Below are 15,518 nucleotides of genomic sequence, written 5' to 3'. Positions count from 1 at the left end.
GGGGGGAAGGAGCTGTCAGGCGCTGACGTCCTGGCCGCGCCAGGCGTGCAGGGCTTCGAAGATCGGCGTGTCGCTGAAGCGGAACAGGTCCATCGCGGTCGTGCCGGCACCGCTGGTCGCGCTGAAGGTTTGCCAGGAGGGCACGACGAACAGGTCGCCATGCTCGACCTTCCAGTGCTGCTCGCCGACGATTACGCTGCCGCTGCCGTTGAAAACCTGGTAAACCGAAGAGCCGACCTCGCGCCGCGGCGTGCTGCTGGTGCCGGGGCGCAGGCGGTGCATCTCGCAGCGGATCGAGGGCAGCACGTCGCGGCTGTTGGTCGGGTTGGTGTAGCGCACTGCCGCGTGGCCAGGGCTGAGCGTGGCGGCGTAGCCTTCGGCCTCCAGCGCCAGTTGCTCGTTCAGCGCGCGGTCGGTATCGACCCAGCGGTAGGCCAGCAACGGCGAGGTCGGCAAGTCCTGCAACTGCGCCACCGGGCGCAGACCGGGATGGGCCCAAAGCCGCTCCGAGCGAGACAGGGCAGGCGTGGAGCACTCTTCTTTCGAGAGTGCATCGCGGCCGAACTCGAAGAACGCCAACTCGCTGTAGTAGGCGAACGGGATGTCCAGTCCGTCAATCCAGGACATTGGCTCGGTGGCGGCGTTGTGGTGCGAGTGCCAGTTCCAGCCGCCCTGGGGCAGGAAGTCGCCGCGCGACATGCGCACTGCGTCGCCGTTGACCACCGTCCAGACGCCTTCGCCTTCGAGCACGAAGCGAAACGCATGCTGGGTGTGGCGATGCTCGGGTGCGTTCTCACCCGGCATCAGGTACTGGATCGCAGCCCACAACGTCGGTGTAGCGTAGGGCCGTCCGCCGAGCGATGGGTTGGCCAGCGCGATCGCGCGGCGCTCGCCGCCACGGCCCACCGGCACCAGGCGGCCGGCCTCGCGCGCCAGCGGCAGCAGCTTGTTCCAGCGCCAGATATGGGCACTGGCCTTGCTTTGCGGGTGCATCGGCATCAGGTCACCGATCTGCGTCCACAGCGGGTTCAGGTTTTCCCGCTCGAAATCGCGGTACAGCGCGCCCAGCGCCGGGCTCGGTTCGGGCTGTCGGGGGGGCGCAGGGTCGTGGGGCTGGGCGGGCAGGGTGGCGCCGTTGGTCATGAGAGAGACTCCTTCAGCGGGGCTGAAGTCAAAACGCAAACTGATGATCAGTATGCTTATTATTTGTCCTGTGTCAAGATGCCGATGACTTGTGCAGGCGCTTCCGCAGCACGACGCGCCGCCACTGGAGAACCCGATCGATGCGCCCCAGCCCCGATGAACTCGAAGAGTACCCCGGCTATTTCATACGCCGACTGCAGCAGATCGCGGTGGCCGCGTTCATGTCCGAAACGCAGGCGTGGGGTATCACGCCGGTGCAGTTCGGAGCCTTGTCGGCCGTCGCCGCCCATCCCGACATCGACCAGCGCACCCTTGCCGGGATGATCCGCTTTGACACGTCGACCATTGGCAGCGTTCTCGATCGCCTGGAAAAGCGCGGCCTGCTGGCACGCGGCAGCAGCGCGACGGACCGGCGGGTGCGCCTGTTGCGCCTGACGGATGATGGCCACGCATTGCTGGCCGATGTACAACCGGCGGTTCGGCGCGCGCAGGAGCGCATGTTGGCCCCATTGCCCGAGGCCGAGCGTGCGCCGTTCATGCGCATGCTGGCGGTGCTGACCGACCGGGGCGGCGGTGATGAGGACAGCAGATCCGAGCCCACATGATGTGCGCAGCCCGAATCGAGTTGCGCGGGCTGCCCTGATGCGTGAACACGTGACGGTCGCAGACATCGCCCTCACATGCTGGCGATTGCTATTTTAAGAATAGCTTGTCGCGCTTGATCGATGGGCGCCAGAGGTCGATTTAACTAGAAGGCGGCGCTATTGCGAACCGTCGTCCGATTCACCGATACGCCTCGCGCAACTGCCGCTTGAGCAGCTTGCCGCTGGGGTTCTTGGGCAGGGCGTCGGTAAAGATCACGCGCTTGGGCGCCTTGAAGGCGGCCATTTGCTGGGTGCAATGGGCGATCAATGCCGCTTCGGTCAGCTCCTGGCCAGCCTTGAGCACCACCACCGCCGTCACGGCCTCCACCCACTTCGCATCGGGCAGGCCGATGACGGCGACTTCGCTGACCTGGGGCAGGCGGTAGATCATTTCCTCCACCTCGCGGCTGGCGACGTTTTCGCCGCCGGACTTGATCATGTCCTTCTTGCGGTCGACGACCGTGATGTAGCCCTCATCGTCGATGGTGCCCAGGTCGCCCGAGTGGAACCAGTCGCCCGAGAAGGCCGCGGCGGTGCGCTCGTCGTCGTGGAAGTAGCCCAGCATCAGGTGCGGCGAGCGGTGCACGATCTCGCCGACTTCGCCGACGGCGACGTCGCGCATGGCGTCGTCGACCACGCGGGTCTCGACGTTGATGACCGCGCGGCCGGCCGAGCCGGGCTTGCGCAACTGGTCGTCGGGGCCCAGCATCGTCGCCAGCGGCGCGATCTCGGTCTGGCCGTACAGGTTCCACAGGCGCAGGTGGGGCAGGCGGCGGGCGATTTCCTTCATCACCTCCACCGGCATGATCGAGGCACCGTAGTAGCCCTTGGCCAGTTTCGACAGGTCGGTCTGGTCGAACAGCGGCGAGCGCAGCAGGGCGATCCACACCGTGGGCGGCGCGAAGAAGCTGGTGATGCCGCGCTCTTGCATCAGGGGCAGCAGCTTGTCGGGCGTGGGCGTGGCGGTGATGTGGTTCTCGCTGCCGATGTAGATGGCGGGGCCGAAAAACACGTCCAGCTGCGCGCAGTGGTACAGCGGCAGCGCGTGCAGGGCCACGTCGTGCTCGGCCACCTCGGCGTTGATGCAGCAGCTGACGTATTGCCACAACACGGCGTCGTGGGTCAGCATGGCGCCCTTGGGCGAGCTTTCGGTGCCGCTGGTGTAGACGATCTGCAGCAGGTCGGTGCTTTGCAGGGGGGTGTCGGGCAGGGGCGCTGTGCAGGCCGCCAGCTCGTCAAAGCCGGCCATGCCGGGCACGGCGGTGCTGGGGGCTTCGGACGGCAGCCAGATGAAGTCCTCGACCTGCGTGTCGAGTGCCGCGGCGGCGCGCGCCAGCTCGGCCAGGCCGCTGTCGGTGGCCAGCGTTTTGGCGCCGGCGTGGCGCAGGATGTAGGCCACCTCGTCGGCCTTGAGCATGAAGTTGATCGGCACCAGCACGGCGCCCAAGCGCGCCAGCGCAAAGCGCAGCGCGGCAAAGCCGTGCGAGTTGCGCGCCAGCACGGCCACGCGGTCGCCGTACGCGATGCCGCGCTGCGTCAGCCCGGCGGCCAGGCGGGTGACCAGGGTGTCGAACTCGGCATAGGTCCAGCGCGTGTCGCCGCAGCGCACGGCCAGCTTGTGGGGCAGGCGCTGCGCGGTGCGGCGCAACAGGTCGCCCAGGGTCTGGCGGCGGGTGATGGGGTGCATGGTGGAGTCTCCGGGTGGTGAGGGTTTCAAAACAGCCGAACGCAGAGGGCGCAGAGGATTCGCAGAGGACGCAGAAGAAGACAAAAATTTGATCAAATATGCGCCTAGCGCTTATACAGAAGGCGTGAACAGCTACTGTTTCAATAGTCAATGCCTGGTATTTTTTGCGCCCTTTTGCGAGTCCTCTGCGCCCTCTGCGTTCAGATGCTTTTTGCAGTTTCGCGGCTTGGCGGCGCATCACTCCCGCGCGCTTTCATTCAGGTAAGCGTCAAACCCATCGGGCGGCACAAAGCGCTGGTTGCGCCAGATCAGGCGCGTGATGGTCGGCAGGGCGGGCGCGGCCAGCGGGTAGTCGGGGTCGCCCGGATAGCACAGGATGCGATCCGATCCCTGCTCCAGCGTGTGCGGTTCCACCAGCGGCGGCGCTCGCGTGCGGGCGTCGGCCAGCGCCGAGGCCACGTCGGCAAAGCGCAGCAGCTGCATCAGGCTGACGATTTGCGGGGCGGCCATGTCGATTTTCTGATCGCGGTACTGGCCGAGCGCCGCGCGCGGCGTCAGCCAGCGTGCTTCGGTGACCTCGTGGTCGTCGTGCCGGACGTCCTGTGCGGCGGGCGCGGCGGCCAGAAAAAAGCGCGTGTCGAAACGCCGGTTCATCATGGTCGGGCGGCGCGGCGTGATCCAGCGCGACCAGGGCGCCAGCGCGTGGGTGTCCAGGCGCCAGTCGTGCCGGGCCAGCAGCGTGGCCAAGGGCGTGCCCGAGCGCACGGCGGCGGTCGCGCGGTGCTGCGCGTCGGCGCTCAGGGGTTGGCCGGCCTGCGTGGCCAGCAGCACGCCCGACTCCTCGAACGCCTCGCGCAGCGCCGCGACAAACAGGCCGGCGGCAAAGTCGACGCTCAGGCTTGCTTCGCCCAGTGTCGCGTGCAGTGCCGCCGCGGGGACGTCCAGCCGCGCTTGCATGGCGTGGTCCGAGTCGCTGCGTTCCAGCTTGCCGCCGGGAAAGACGTAGGCACCGCCCAGCACGCTGGAGTTGGCGTGGCGGCGCATCAGCAGCACCTCCAGGCCCGCCGCGCCGTCACGCAGCAGGAGCACGCTGGCGGCGTCGCGCGGCGGGGTGTCGAGAGTGATGTCCTTGGCTTGCATGGCGAGCCATTGTGATACCGCGCGGCCCCCACGTACGGTCAGCCGCGTGACAGGGCGCGCGGCGCGCGTCCATTACAGTGCATGCAGTCAATGACGTTGCAATCAGCAGGAGCGAGTGAAAGCATGGAAAAGATCGATTTCAAGGGCCGTGTCGCCATCGTGACGGGCGCCGGCGGCGGCCTGGGGCGCCTGCACGCGCTGGGGCTGGCGCGGCGCGGCGCCAAGGTGCTGGTCAACGACCTGGGCGGCGCGGTCGACGGCACCGGCGGCTCGGCCACGGCGGCGCAAAAGGTGGTCGACGAGATCAAGGCGCTGGGCGGCGAGGCGATCGCCAACGGCGCCTCCGTCACCGACTTCGCCGCCGTGCAGGCCATGGTGCAGCAGGCCATGGACGCCTGGGGGCGCGTCGACGTGCTGGTCAACAACGCCGGCATCCTGCGCGACAAGACCTTCGCCAAGATGGAGCTGGCCGACTTTCGCCTGGTGCTGGACGTGCACCTGATGGGCGCGGTGCACACCAGCAAGGCCGTGTGGCCCATCATGCAGGCGCAAAAGTACGGCCGCATCCTGATGACCACCTCGTCCACCGGGCTGTACGGCAACTTCGGCCAAAGCAACTACGGCGCGGCCAAGCTGGCGCTGGTGGGCCTGATGCAGACGCTGAGCCTGGAAGGCGAAAAGCACGGCATCCGCGTCAACTGCCTGGCGCCGACGGCCGCCACGCGCATGACCGAAAACTTGTTTCCGCCCGACATGCTGGACGCCTTCAAGCCCGATGCGGTGGTGCCCGCCATGCTGGTGGCGGTGAGCGAGTCCGCCCCCACGCGCGCCATCTTCTGCGCCGGCGCGGGCAGCTACGAGATGGCCAACCTCACGCTGTCGCACGGCCTGCACCTGGGCCTGACGCCCGACACGCCCGAGCGCCTGCTGGCGGCGCTGCCGCAGGTGGGCGACCTGGCCGGCATGAGCGTGCCCGGCAGCGGCGCCGGGCAGGGCGAAAACGAGATGCGCCTGGCCAAGGCGGCGCGGCGTTGAAGTCGCGGCTGGGTGGCGCTGGCCGGGCAAGCACCCCGGCCAGCGCGGGATTGGCACCCTGTGTTACCGTGCTCGCCCGGCGAAAGCGTGAATGAGCTTGCCGGCCCGGGCGCCTGAAAGCAGGTGTGTTCGGGCCTTGCAATTTCGCCGCGCGCCCCCCACGTGGCGGCTGTGCCGGGCGGGCGCCCGAGCCCATTCCCCCTTTCGGATTCACCAAGGACAAGACGATGAACAAGCTGAGGGACCGGCTGGCAGCGCTGTCGGCCGAGCGGCTGCAGGGCATCGGTCGAGGCATCGAGAAGGAAAGCCTGCGCGCGCAGCCCGATGGCACGCTGGCCCTGACGCCGCACCCGGCCGCGCTGGGCGCGCCGCTCACGCATCCGCACATCACCACCGATTACAGCGAGTCGCTGATCGAGCTGGTCACCGGCGTGCACCGCGATGCGGCGGCCTGCCTGAACGAGCTGACCGAGATCCACCAGGTGGTCGCCCACGAGATGGCGGCCCTCGGCGAGGAAAGCCTGTGGGTGGCCAGCATGCCCTGCCGCCTGCCGACCGACGAGAACATTCCGCTGGGGGTGTACGGCACCTCCAACGTCGGGCGCGCCAAGAGCGTGTACCGCATGGGGCTGGGGCACCGCTACGGGCGGCGCATGCAGACCATTGCCGGCATCCACTACAACTGGTCGCTGCCGGGCCTGGGCAACGACGACTACTTCGGCCTGATCCGCAACTTTCGCCGCAACGCCTTCCTGCTGCTGGTGCTGTTCGGCGCCTCGCCGGTGCTGGACGCGCCCTTCGTCGCCGGGCGCGACCACGGCCTGCAGCCGCTGGGCGAGGCCAGCATGCATCTGCCGCACGCCACCTCGCTGCGCATGGGGCGCCTGGGCTACCAGAGCGACGCTCAGGCCTCGATCGCCGTCAGCTACAACTGCCTGGACAGCTATGCCGATTCGCTGGAAGAGGCGCTGACCCGGCCCTATCCGGCCTACGAGGCCATCGGCATCCGCAACCTGGGCGGCGAATACAACCAGCTGGCCACCACGCTGCTGCAGATCGAAAACGAGTTCTACGGCACCATTCGGCCCAAGCGCGTGATCCGCTCGGGCGAGCGCCCGCTGCACGCGCTGCGCGAGCGCGGCGTCGAATACGTCGAGGTGCGGCTGATGGACCTGGACCCGTTCGAGACCGTGGGCATCCACCCCGACACCGCGCGCTTTCTCGACCTCTTCTTGCTGCACTGCCTGCTGACCGACAGCCCGCCCGACACGCCGCAGGAGATCGCCGCGCTCAAGCGCAACCAGCACCTGACGGCCGCGCGCGGGCGCGAGCCGGGCCTGCAGCTGGAGCGCGCGGGCCAGGCGGTGCGGCTGACCGACTGGGCCGAGGAGCTGCTGGCGCAGCTGGCGCCGATCGCGCAGACCATGGACCGGGTGGACGGCGCCACGCGCTACGCCGCCGCGCTGGCGCGGGCGCAGGACGCTTTCAAGGCTTTCGACGACTTGCCCTCGGCGCGTGTGCTGCGCCGCGTGCGCGAGCAGCACCAGGGCAGCTACATCGACTTCGTGCGCGCCTGCGCGCAGCGCTCGCGCGCCGAGCTGCTGGCGCGGCCCTATCCGGCCGCGCTCAAGCAGCGCTTCGACGCGCTGGCGGCCGAGTCCTGGGCCGAGCAAAAACGCATCGAGGCGAGCGACCGCGTGGACTTCGAGACCTTTCGCCAGGCCTACGTCTCGCCCGAGCGCCTGGCACCGGGCGCGCAGGCCAACATGGACAGCGAAGCGGCGATTTGACGGTGTGCGTCACGGCGTGCCGGGATTTAAACGAAATCGGGCTCCAGCGCTCATGAATCAAGCGCGAGCAGCTATCGTTATCGTAGTATCTTGGCGCAGGCCGCCCGCTCACAGTTCTTCGATGCGCCGCGGCGGAAAGCTCTCCCAGGCCAGGCAGCCCGGGCACTGCCAGAAGTAGCCCTGGGTCTCGAAGCCGCAGGCCGCGCAGCGGTAGCGCGCCAGCGGGCGGGCGGCGTGCTCGACCGAGCGCTGCACCGTGGCGTGCGCGCCCTCGTGCGCAAAGGGCTCGTGCGCCAGCCAGCGCGAGGCGGCGATCAGCGAGGGCTCTTGCGCCATGTGCCGCACATAGCCCTCGCGCGCCCGCTGGATCGGCGCGCCGCGCGCCACGTCGGCCTGCACCAGCGCGTCGGCCACGTCCACCGAGGGGGTCAGGGCGTAGCTGTGGCCGAGCTGCTCGACGAGCTCGGGCAGGCGCCCGGCCCGGCGCGCCAGGCGCACCCATTCGCTGGCGATCAGCGGCACCGCCTGCGGTGCGTGCTCGGCCACCTGCACCAACTGCTCGTAGGCGCCGGCGGCATCGCCGGCCTCGGCCAGCATGCCGGCCAGCTGGATGCGCGGGCGCGCCGCCTGCGGCGCACCGGCGATGGCCTGGGCCAGCAGCTGGCGCGCGGCGGCGGCATCGCCCTTCTTGTGCAGCAGTTGCGCGGCCTGCTCGCACTGGTAGTGCGCCAGCCGGGCGCTGAAGTCGCCGTGCCCGGCCTGCTGCAGGCGCCGCGCGACCTCGGCCGCCTGCGGCCAGCTGCGTGAACGCTCGTGCAGCGACAGCAGCGTCAGCCATGCCTGCTCCTGGTAGCGCGTGCCGTCGAGCTTGTGCAGCGCGTCCTCGGCGCGGTCGAGCAGGCCGGCCTTGAGAAAGTCCTGCGCCAGCGCGTGCTGTGCGCGCTCGTGGTCGTCGCGGCTGAGGTCGGCGCGCGCCAGCAGGTGCTCGTGCACGCGCACCGCGCGCTCGGTCTCGCCGCGGCGGCGAAACAGGTTGCCCAGGGCAAAGTGCAGCTCGGAGGTGTCGGGGTCTTTCTGCACCGCCTCGATGAAGGCGTCGATGGCCTGGTCCTGCTGCTCGTTGAGCAGATAGTTCAGGCCGCGGAAATAGGCCTTGGGCGCCTGGCGGTCCTCGATACGCAGCTGGCGCAGGTCCAGCCGCGAGGCCAGCCAGCCCAGCGCGAAGACGATCGGCAGGCCCAGCAGGATCCAGGTGAAGTCAAATTCCATCGGGTGGCGTCACGGGGGCTTGGCCGGCCAGGGCCGGGGGCGCCGGGGGCGCCGGGGCGGCGGGCGGCGTGGGCGTCATTTGGCCGCGCCGCGCCCACCAGCTGGGCAGCATGCCCAGCACGCCCACCACCATGCCCAGGGCAAAGGCGGCCAGCACGATCAGGGTCATGGGGGCGCGCCACTGACGGCCGAAGGCCAAGTGCACCGTGGCGTCCTGCTGGTTGTTGAGGGCGAACGCGAACAGGGCAAAAAAAACGGCTGCCTTCAGTATCCACTTCAGCAGCCGGATGAGTCCGGTCATGGATTCCCCTTGCGGAATCCGCGAATTTTAGCGGCTGGGCGGCGTCTCGATGGCCTGGCGCAGGGCCTTGCCCGGCTTGAAGTGCGGCACGCGGCGCTCGGGGATCGGCACGCTCTGGCCGGTGCGCGGGTTGCGCCCCATGCGCGGCGGACGGTGCGTGACCGAGAAGCTGCCGAAGCCGCGGATTTCGATGCGATGGCCGCGCACCAGCGAGTCGCCCATGGCCTCCAGGATGGCCTTGACGGCGCTGTCGGCGTCGCGCTGGGTCAGCTGGCCGAAGCGCTCGGCCAGTTGCTCGACGAGGTCGGAACGGGTCATGATCCAGTCGCTTGGAGACAGCCCACGCCGCGCTGCGCGCGCCGTGAGCCGTCCCGCAACATCACTTGGACTCGTTGTTGTCCAGCTTGGCACGCAGCAGGGCGCCCAGGCTGGTGGTGCCGGCGTTGCCGCTGTTCTGGCTCAGGCTGGCCATGGCTTCCTGCTGGTCGGCGGCGTCCTTGGCGCGCACCGACAGCTGGATGTTGCGCGTCTTGCGGTCGACGTTGACCACCACGGCGGTCACCTCGTCGCCCACCTTCAGCACCTGGCTGGCATCTTCCACGCGGTCGCGGCTGATCTCCGAGGCGCGCAGGTAGCCCACCACGTCGTTGCCCAGGTCGATCTCGGCGCCCCGCGCGTCCACCGTCTTGACGGTGCCGGTGACGGTCTGGCCCTTGTCGTTGACGGTGACGAAGGTGGTGAACGGGTCCTGGTCGAGCTGCTTGATGCCCAGGCTGATGCGCTCGCGCTCCACGTCCACGGCCAGCACGATGGCTTCCACGTCCTGGCCCTTCTTGTAGTTGCGCACGGCGGCTTCGCCGGGCTCGTTCCAGGACAGGTCGGACAGGTGCACCAGGCCGTCGATGCCGGCGGCCAGACCGACGAACACGCCGAAGTCGGTGATCGACTTGATCGGACCGTGCACGCGGTCGCCGCGCTTGGTGTTCTGCGCGAACTCCTGCCACGGGTTGGCGCGGCACTGCTTCATGCCCAGGGAGATGCGGCGCTTGTCCTCGTCGATCTCCAGGATCATGACCTCGACCTCGTCGCCCATGGAGACGATCTTGCTCGGGGCGACGTTCTTGTTGGTCCAGTCCATCTCGGACACGTGCACCAGGCCCTCGATGCCGGGCTCGAGCTCGACAAAGGCGCCGTAATCGGCGATGTTGGTGACCTTGCCGAACATGCGCGTGCCCTGCGGGTAGCGGCGGCTGACGCCCATCCACGGGTCGTCGCCCATCTGCTTGAGGCCCAGGCTGACGCGCTGCTTCTCGGTGTCGAACTTGAGGATCTTGGCCGTGATCTCCTGGCCGGTCTGCACCACCTCGCTGGGGTGGCGCACGCGACGCCAGGCCATGTCGGTGATGTGCAGCAGGCCGTCGATGCCGCCCAGGTCGACGAACGCGCCGTACTCGGTGATGTTCTTGACCACGCCGTGCACCACGGCGCCTTCCTTCAGGGTCTCCATCAGCTTGGCGCGCTCTTCGCCCATGCTGGCCTCGACCACGGCGCGGCGGCTCAGCACCACGTTGTTGCGCTTGCGGTCGAGCTTGATGACCTTGAACTCCATCGTCTTGTTTTCGTACGGAGTCAGATCCTTGGTGGGACGGGTGTCGACCAGCGAGCCGGGCAGGAAGGCGCGGATGCCGTTGACCAGCACCGTCAGGCCGCCCTTGACCTTGCCGCTGGTGGTGCCGGTGACGAATTCGCCGGAGTCCAGCGCCTTTTCGAGCGCCAGCCACGAGGCCAGGCGCTTGGCGGTGTCACGGCTCAGGATGGTGTCGCCGTAGCCGTTTTCGATCGAGCCGATGGCCACCGGCACGAAGGCGCCGGGCTCGACGTCGAGCTCGCCCTGATCGTTCTTGAATTCCTCGATCGGGATGTAGGCCTCGGACTTGAGGCCGGCGTTGACGACGACGAAGTTGTGTTCGACGCGCACCACCTCGGCGGGGATGACTTCTCCCGGGCGCATCACGGTGCGCTGCAGGGACTCTTCGAACAACTGGGCAAAAGATTCGGACATGTGGGTTTCCTTGTCCACGCACGCAGGTTTGCGACGGCACGATTGCAATCGCTTCAAAGACTGTGTGGCGGAAGGTGTTGACGGCGCGAAGGCCGCGGTTAAAGGTTGAACAACCACTCAGGCTCGGTGCACACGGAAGGTGCCAGTCGCGAGCCGGTGGGACCGGTTGAACGGCGTCCTGCAAGTGCGCAAGTCGCCGTTCGCTTTGCGGCGCCAGCCTGGCCCGTGGGTCAGAAAGGCTGCCTTGCCTGCCACCAGGCCAACACCTGCTCGACCGATTGCTCGATCGACAAAGCGGAGTTGTCGAGTAGCAGCGCATCTGGGGCAGGCTTGAGCGGGGCCGTGGCACGCGCCTGATCGCGCGCGTCGCGCTCCTGCAAGTCTGCGCGAAGACTCTCAAGTGTAACAGAAACGCCCCGAGCCTGCAACTGGCGGTGCCGGCGCTCGGCGCGCTCTTGCACGCCGGCGGTGAGAAAGACCTTGAGCGGCGCGGCCGGAAAGATCACGGTGCCCATGTCGCGCCCGTCGGCCACCAGGCCCGGCAGGCGGGCCGCGCCGCGCTGCAGCTCGAACAAGGCCGCGCGCACCGCGGGCAGGGCGGATACGCGCGAGGCGTCCATGCCGGCCTGCTCGGCGCGGATGGCCTCGCTCACGTCCTCGTCGCCCAGCCACACGCGGCCGTCGGCAAAGCGCAGGGGCAGGGCGCGCGCCAGCTCGGCCAGGCGCGGCTCGTGCGCGGCGTCCAGCGCCACGCCGTGGCGGCGCGCCGCCAGGCCGGTCAGGCGGTACAGCGCGCCCGAGTCGAGGTAGTGCCAGCCCAGGCGCGCGGCCAGCGCGGCGGCCAGGGTGCCCTTGCCCGAGGCGGTGGGGCCGTCGATGCAGATGACGGGCACGTCGGCGCGCGGCTGGGCGATGCCGAACAGGGTCTCGAAGTAGTCGGGGAAGGTCTTGGCCACGCAGCGCGGGTCTTCGATGCGCACCGGCACGCCGTCGGGGTTGAAGGCGGCCAGCGAGGCGCACATGGCCATGCGGTGGTCGTCGTAGGTGGCGATGGACGCGGCGCGCCAGTGCCCCGGCGCGATCGGCACGATGCGCAGGAAGTCGGGCCCTTCGTCGACCGTGGCGCCCAGCTTGCGCAGCTCGCAGGCCATGGCGGCCAGGCGGTCGGTTTCTTTCACGCGCCAGCTGGCGATGTTGCGCAGGGTGCTGGGGCCGTCCGCATACAGGGCCATCACCGCCAGCGTCATGGCGGCGTCGGGGATGGGGTTGCAGTCGAGGTCGATCGCGGCTAGCGGCTGGCGGCCGGGGCGCACGCGCAGCGCACCCGGCTCGCCCGTGATGTCGGCGCCCATCTGCCGCGCGGCGTCGACGAAGCGGATGTCGCCCTGGATCGAATCCAGGCCCACGCCTTCGATTTTCAAGCCATTTTGGCCACTGGCGCCCGTCGACAAAGCGCCGGCAGCTATGAAATAACTAGCAGACGAGGCGTCCGCCTCGACCTGGATCTCGCCCGGCGAGCGGTAGCGGCTGTCGCGCGCGATGGTGAAGCGCTGCCAGCCCTCGCGCTGCACCGCCACGCCGAAGCGCGCCATCAGCTTCAGCGTGATGTCGATGTAGGGCTTGGAGATCAGCTCGCCCTGCACCTCGATCACGATGCCGCCGGCCGGCGCCTGGTCGGCCGCCAGCGGCAGCGCCATCAGCAGCGCGGTGAGAAACTGGCTGGAGACATCGCCGCGCACCGGGATGGGCTGGTCGAGCCGCAGCGCCGGCGTGCCGATGGTCAGCGGCGGATAGCCCGCCTGCCCCGTGTAGTCGATGCGGCAGCCCAGCGCGCGCAGGGCGTCGACCAGGTCGCCGATGGGGCGCTCGTGCATGCGCGGCACGCCGTGCAGGGTGTAGGCGCCGCCCAGCACGGCCAGCGCGGCGGTGAGCGGTCGCATGGCGGTGCCGGCGTTGCCCAGGAACAGGTCGGCCTGCGCCTGCCGCGGCCGGTCGCCCAGCCCGTCGATGGTGGCGCGCGTGCCCTCCAGCGCCACGCCGCAACCCAGCAGGCGCAGCGCCTGCAGCATGACCCGGGTGTCGTCCGAATCGAGTAGCTCGTGCAGCACCGTGCGGCCGCTGCACAGCGCGGCCAGCAGCAGCACGCGGTTGGAGATGCTCTTGGAGCCGGGCAGGCGCACGCGGCCATTGACGGCGGACAGCGCCGGGACGTCGAGACTAGGAAGGTCGTACAAGGCGCTGCGCGGGTCGGTGGCGGTTGGCGGGAGTGTGCTCGGTGGCGACGGAGGAGGCGGGAATCCGATGGCCGCGGAGCAGGCCATGCCAGCAATCGCCGTGGCCGGGGTTTCCCCGGTCACCGGCGATGCCCCCTGGAGGGGGGAGGCGCAACATCGCGCAGCGAGTGAAGCAACGGCGGTGGTCCACGCTATTGCGCGCCAGGGGACACGCGCCACGTGGCGCGGGCGTGGCTGGCCTGGGTGATGAGCTGCTCCAGCGCGTCGGCCTGGCCGGTGGCGATCAGCTGCTCGAGCTGGGCCAGCGCCTGCTGGAAGTGGCGCGTCTGCGCCGCCAGCTCCTCGCGGTTGGCGATCAGCACGTCGCGCCACATCTGCGGGTCGCTGGCGGCGATGCGGCTGAAGTCGCGAAACCCGGGACCGGCCATGGACAGGTAGTCCTTGCCGTGCGGCTGGCCGGTGAGGCTGTTCATCAGCGCGAAGGCGATCAGGTGCGGCAGGTGGCTGACGGCGGCAAACGCGGCGTCGTGCGATTCGGGCGACATGCTGAACACGCGGCAGCCCAGCGCCTTCCACAGCGCGGTGGCCTGCTCGATCTTGCGCGTCAGCGTGCGCTCGATCGGCGTCAGGATCACCTGCTTGCCCTTGTACAGGTCGGCGTCGGCGTTCTCGACCCCGGCCACCTCGCGCCCGGTGATCGGGTGGCAGGGCACGAAGGCGCCCACGCTGGTCTTGAGCGTGCGTCGCGCGGCATCCACCACGTCGCGCTTGGTCGAGCCGACGTCGATCACCAGCATCTCGGGCGTCAGCAGGTGGCGGATCGACTTGAAGGTGGTTTCGGTGGCGGCCACCGGCACCGCCAGCAGCACCAGGTCGGAGCCCGACACCGCCTGCAGTGCCGACGGTGCCTCGATGTCGATCACGCCCAGCTGGCGCGCGCGCTCGGTGGTGGAGGGCGACTTGCTGTAGCCCACCACGCGGCGCACCAGGCCGGCGCGCTTGAGCGCCAGCGCGAACGAGCCGCCCATCAGGCCGCAGCCGATCAGTCCGAGTTGTTCAAACATCGTTTCCCAGGGGATAGGCGCCCAGCACCTTGTAGAACGCGCACAGCGCGCGCAACTCGTCCAGCGCGGCGGCGATGGATGGCTCGCTCGGGTGGCCGGCGATGTCGATGTAGAAGTAGTACTCCCACTGCCCCGACTTGGCGGGGCGCGACTCGAAGCGCGTCATGCTCACGCCGTGCTTTTTCAGCGGCGTCAGCATGTCGTGCACCGAGCCGGGCTTGTTGGGCACCGACACCACGATGCTGGTGCAGTCGCGCCCCGTGGGCACCGGCATGGTCAGCGTCTGCGGCAGGCAGATGACGGCGAAGCGCGTGCGGTTGTAGGCCTCGTCCTGCACCGCGTGGGCCACGATGTGCAGGCCGAACTGCGCGGCCGCGCGTTCGCTGGCCAGGCTGGCCCAGGCGGGGTGCTCGGCCGCCAGGCGCGCGCCCTCGGCGTTGCTGGACACCGCGCGGCGCTCGGCGTGCGGCAGGTGCTGCGACAGCCAGCGGTGGCATTGCATCAGCGCCTGGGGATGGGCCATGACGACCTCGATGCCGTCCAGCTCCGCGCTGCGCCGCAGCAGGTTGTGGCGCACCAGCAGGCTCACCTCGCCGACGATGTGCACCGGCGAATGCAAGAACAGGTCGAACGAGCGCGCCACCACGCCTTCGGTGGAATTTTCGACCGCCACCACGCCGAACTGCGCGGTGCCGGCGGCCGTGGCGTGAAACACCTCGTCGAAGCTCTGGCAATAGATCAGGTTGGCGGCGCTGCCGAAAAACTCGACCGCGGCCTGCTCGGTGAACGTGCCCTCGGGGCCCAGCACGGCCACGCGCTGCGGCACCTCCAGCGCCAGGCAGGCCGACATGACCTCGCGCCAGATGGCGGCCACGTGCTGGTTGAGCAGGGGGCCGGGGTTGGCCTGCTGCACCTTGGCGATCACCTGGGCCACCCGGTCGGGGCGGAAAAAAGGCGTGCCTTCCTGGCGCTTGAGCGCGCCCACTTCCTCGGCCACGCGGGCGCGCTCGTTGAGCAGGGCCAGCAGCTGGCTGTCCAAGGCGTCGATGCGCGTGCGCAGCCGCGCCAGGGCTTCGGTTTGGATGGGGGCGTTGCTCATACTGTCAAAAAAGCGCCGGCCATCATGGAGGCCGGCGTCGGAGGGACGAT

13 protein-coding genes are annotated in these 15,518 nt (G+C 69.2%); 3 read left to right on the top strand and 10 right to left on the bottom strand.

Features of this window, described 5'->3' with window-relative positions; translation table 11 throughout:
• Positions 1 to 15 precede the first annotated feature (15 nt).
• On the bottom strand, positions 16 to 1,143 hold the full coding sequence (locus tag ACWHMB_RS14150) for a cupin domain-containing protein (protein WP_447648568.1): 1,128 nt from the start codon (positions 1,141 to 1,143) through the stop codon (positions 16 to 18).
• A gap of 140 nt (positions 1,144 to 1,283) precedes the next feature.
• Between ACWHMB_RS14150 and ACWHMB_RS14145 the strand changes: the two genes are divergently transcribed.
• On the top strand, positions 1,284 to 1,748 hold the full coding sequence (locus tag ACWHMB_RS14145; RefSeq protein WP_293222916.1) for a MarR family winged helix-turn-helix transcriptional regulator: 465 nt from the start codon (positions 1,284 to 1,286) through the stop codon (positions 1,746 to 1,748).
• A 178-nt stretch (positions 1,749 to 1,926) separates the two neighbouring features.
• On the opposite strand, the gene ACWHMB_RS14140 is transcribed toward ACWHMB_RS14145, so the two are convergent.
• Together ACWHMB_RS14140 and ACWHMB_RS14135 are read right to left on the bottom strand one after the other, a co-directional pair.
• Complete coding sequence (locus ACWHMB_RS14140) at positions 1,927 to 3,474, bottom strand: acyl-CoA synthetase (protein WP_377481027.1); 1,548 nt, start codon at positions 3,472 to 3,474, stop codon at positions 1,927 to 1,929.
• Positions 3,475 to 3,711: 237 nt separating this feature from the next.
• Positions 3,712 to 4,614, bottom strand: coding sequence for an NUDIX hydrolase (locus ACWHMB_RS14135; protein WP_377481024.1), 903 nt, complete (start codon positions 4,612 to 4,614; stop codon positions 3,712 to 3,714).
• A gap of 123 nt (positions 4,615 to 4,737) precedes the next feature.
• Here ACWHMB_RS14135 and ACWHMB_RS14130 point away from each other — a divergent pair, with 123 nt between their 5' ends.
• Both ACWHMB_RS14130 and gshA read left to right on the top strand, forming a co-directional pair.
• Positions 4,738 to 5,649, top strand: a complete 912-nt coding sequence (locus ACWHMB_RS14130; RefSeq protein WP_377481022.1) for an SDR family NAD(P)-dependent oxidoreductase — start codon at positions 4,738 to 4,740, stop codon at positions 5,647 to 5,649.
• Positions 5,650 to 5,876: 227 nt separating this feature from the next.
• Complete coding sequence (gene gshA, locus ACWHMB_RS14125) at positions 5,877 to 7,439, top strand: glutamate--cysteine ligase (RefSeq protein WP_377481019.1); 1,563 nt, start codon at positions 5,877 to 5,879, stop codon at positions 7,437 to 7,439.
• A 108-nt stretch (positions 7,440 to 7,547) separates the two neighbouring features.
• Here gshA and lapB read toward each other — a convergent pair whose 3' ends face one another.
• The 7 genes from lapB to pheA form a co-directional block, all read right to left on the bottom strand.
• Positions 7,548 to 8,708, bottom strand: coding sequence for a lipopolysaccharide assembly protein LapB (lapB, locus tag ACWHMB_RS14120; protein WP_377481016.1), 1,161 nt, complete (start codon positions 8,706 to 8,708; stop codon positions 7,548 to 7,550).
• Positions 8,698 to 8,997 carry a lipopolysaccharide assembly protein LapA domain-containing protein gene (locus ACWHMB_RS14115; RefSeq protein WP_377481045.1) on the bottom strand — a complete coding sequence of 100 codons (300 nt, stop codon included), beginning with the start codon at positions 8,995 to 8,997 and terminating at the stop codon, positions 8,698 to 8,700. The genes lapB and ACWHMB_RS14115 overlap by 11 nt, the downstream gene beginning before the upstream one ends.
• A 39-nt stretch (positions 8,998 to 9,036) precedes the next feature.
• Entirely contained in the window at positions 9,037 to 9,327 is a 291-nt protein-coding gene (locus ACWHMB_RS14110; RefSeq protein WP_293222904.1) for an integration host factor subunit beta, read from the bottom strand.
• Between the two features lie 61 nt (positions 9,328 to 9,388).
• Complete coding sequence (gene rpsA / locus ACWHMB_RS14105) at positions 9,389 to 11,089, bottom strand: 30S ribosomal protein S1 (protein WP_377481014.1); 1,701 nt, start codon at positions 11,087 to 11,089, stop codon at positions 9,389 to 9,391.
• Between the two features lie 212 nt (positions 11,090 to 11,301).
• Complete coding sequence (locus ACWHMB_RS14100) at positions 11,302 to 13,305, bottom strand: bifunctional 3-phosphoshikimate 1-carboxyvinyltransferase/cytidylate kinase (RefSeq protein WP_377481011.1); 2,004 nt, start codon at positions 13,303 to 13,305, stop codon at positions 11,302 to 11,304.
• A 191-nt stretch (positions 13,306 to 13,496) separates the two neighbouring features.
• Complete coding sequence (locus ACWHMB_RS14095; protein WP_293220796.1) at positions 13,497 to 14,369, bottom strand: prephenate dehydrogenase; 873 nt, start codon at positions 14,367 to 14,369, stop codon at positions 13,497 to 13,499.
• A complete protein-coding gene (gene pheA / locus ACWHMB_RS14090; RefSeq protein WP_377481008.1) occupies positions 14,362 to 15,468 on the bottom strand; it encodes a prephenate dehydratase in 1,107 nt (368 codons plus the stop codon). The genes ACWHMB_RS14095 and pheA overlap by 8 nt, the downstream gene beginning before the upstream one ends.
• Between the last annotated feature and the right edge of the window lie 50 nt (positions 15,469 to 15,518).

It is taken from the genome of Ottowia pentelensis (assembly GCF_964341695.1).
Note: the sequence above shows the minus strand (reverse complement) of the source record. Positions and strands in the feature narration are given on the sequence as shown.

What these genes read in the sequence shown, in the direction of transcription:
- ACWHMB_RS14110 (WP_293222904.1), bottom strand. Translation starts at nt 9,327, where the DNA reads ATGACCCGTTCCGACCTCGTCGAGCAACTGGCCGAGCGCTTCGGCCAG.
- ACWHMB_RS14135 (WP_377481024.1), bottom strand. Translation starts at nt 4,614, where the DNA reads ATGCAAGCCAAGGACATCACTCTCGACACCCCGCCGCGCGACGCCGCC.
- ACWHMB_RS14095 (WP_293220796.1), bottom strand. Translation starts at nt 14,369, where the DNA reads ATGTTTGAACAACTCGGACTGATCGGCTGCGGCCTGATGGGCGGCTCG.
- pheA (WP_377481008.1), bottom strand. Translation starts at nt 15,468, where the DNA reads ATGAGCAACGCCCCCATCCAAACCGAAGCCCTGGCGCGGCTGCGCACG.
- gshA (WP_377481019.1), top strand. Translation starts at nt 5,877, where the DNA reads ATGAACAAGCTGAGGGACCGGCTGGCAGCGCTGTCGGCCGAGCGGCTG.
- lapB (WP_377481016.1), bottom strand. Translation starts at nt 8,708, where the DNA reads ATGGAATTTGACTTCACCTGGATCCTGCTGGGCCTGCCGATCGTCTTC.
- ACWHMB_RS14140 (WP_377481027.1), bottom strand. Translation starts at nt 3,474, where the DNA reads ATGCACCCCATCACCCGCCGCCAGACCCTGGGCGACCTGTTGCGCCGC.
- ACWHMB_RS14150 (WP_447648568.1), bottom strand. Translation starts at nt 1,143, where the DNA reads ATGACCAACGGCGCCACCCTGCCCGCCCAGCCCCACGACCCTGCGCCC.
- ACWHMB_RS14130 (WP_377481022.1), top strand. Translation starts at nt 4,738, where the DNA reads ATGGAAAAGATCGATTTCAAGGGCCGTGTCGCCATCGTGACGGGCGCC.
- ACWHMB_RS14145 (WP_293222916.1), top strand. Translation starts at nt 1,284, where the DNA reads ATGCGCCCCAGCCCCGATGAACTCGAAGAGTACCCCGGCTATTTCATA.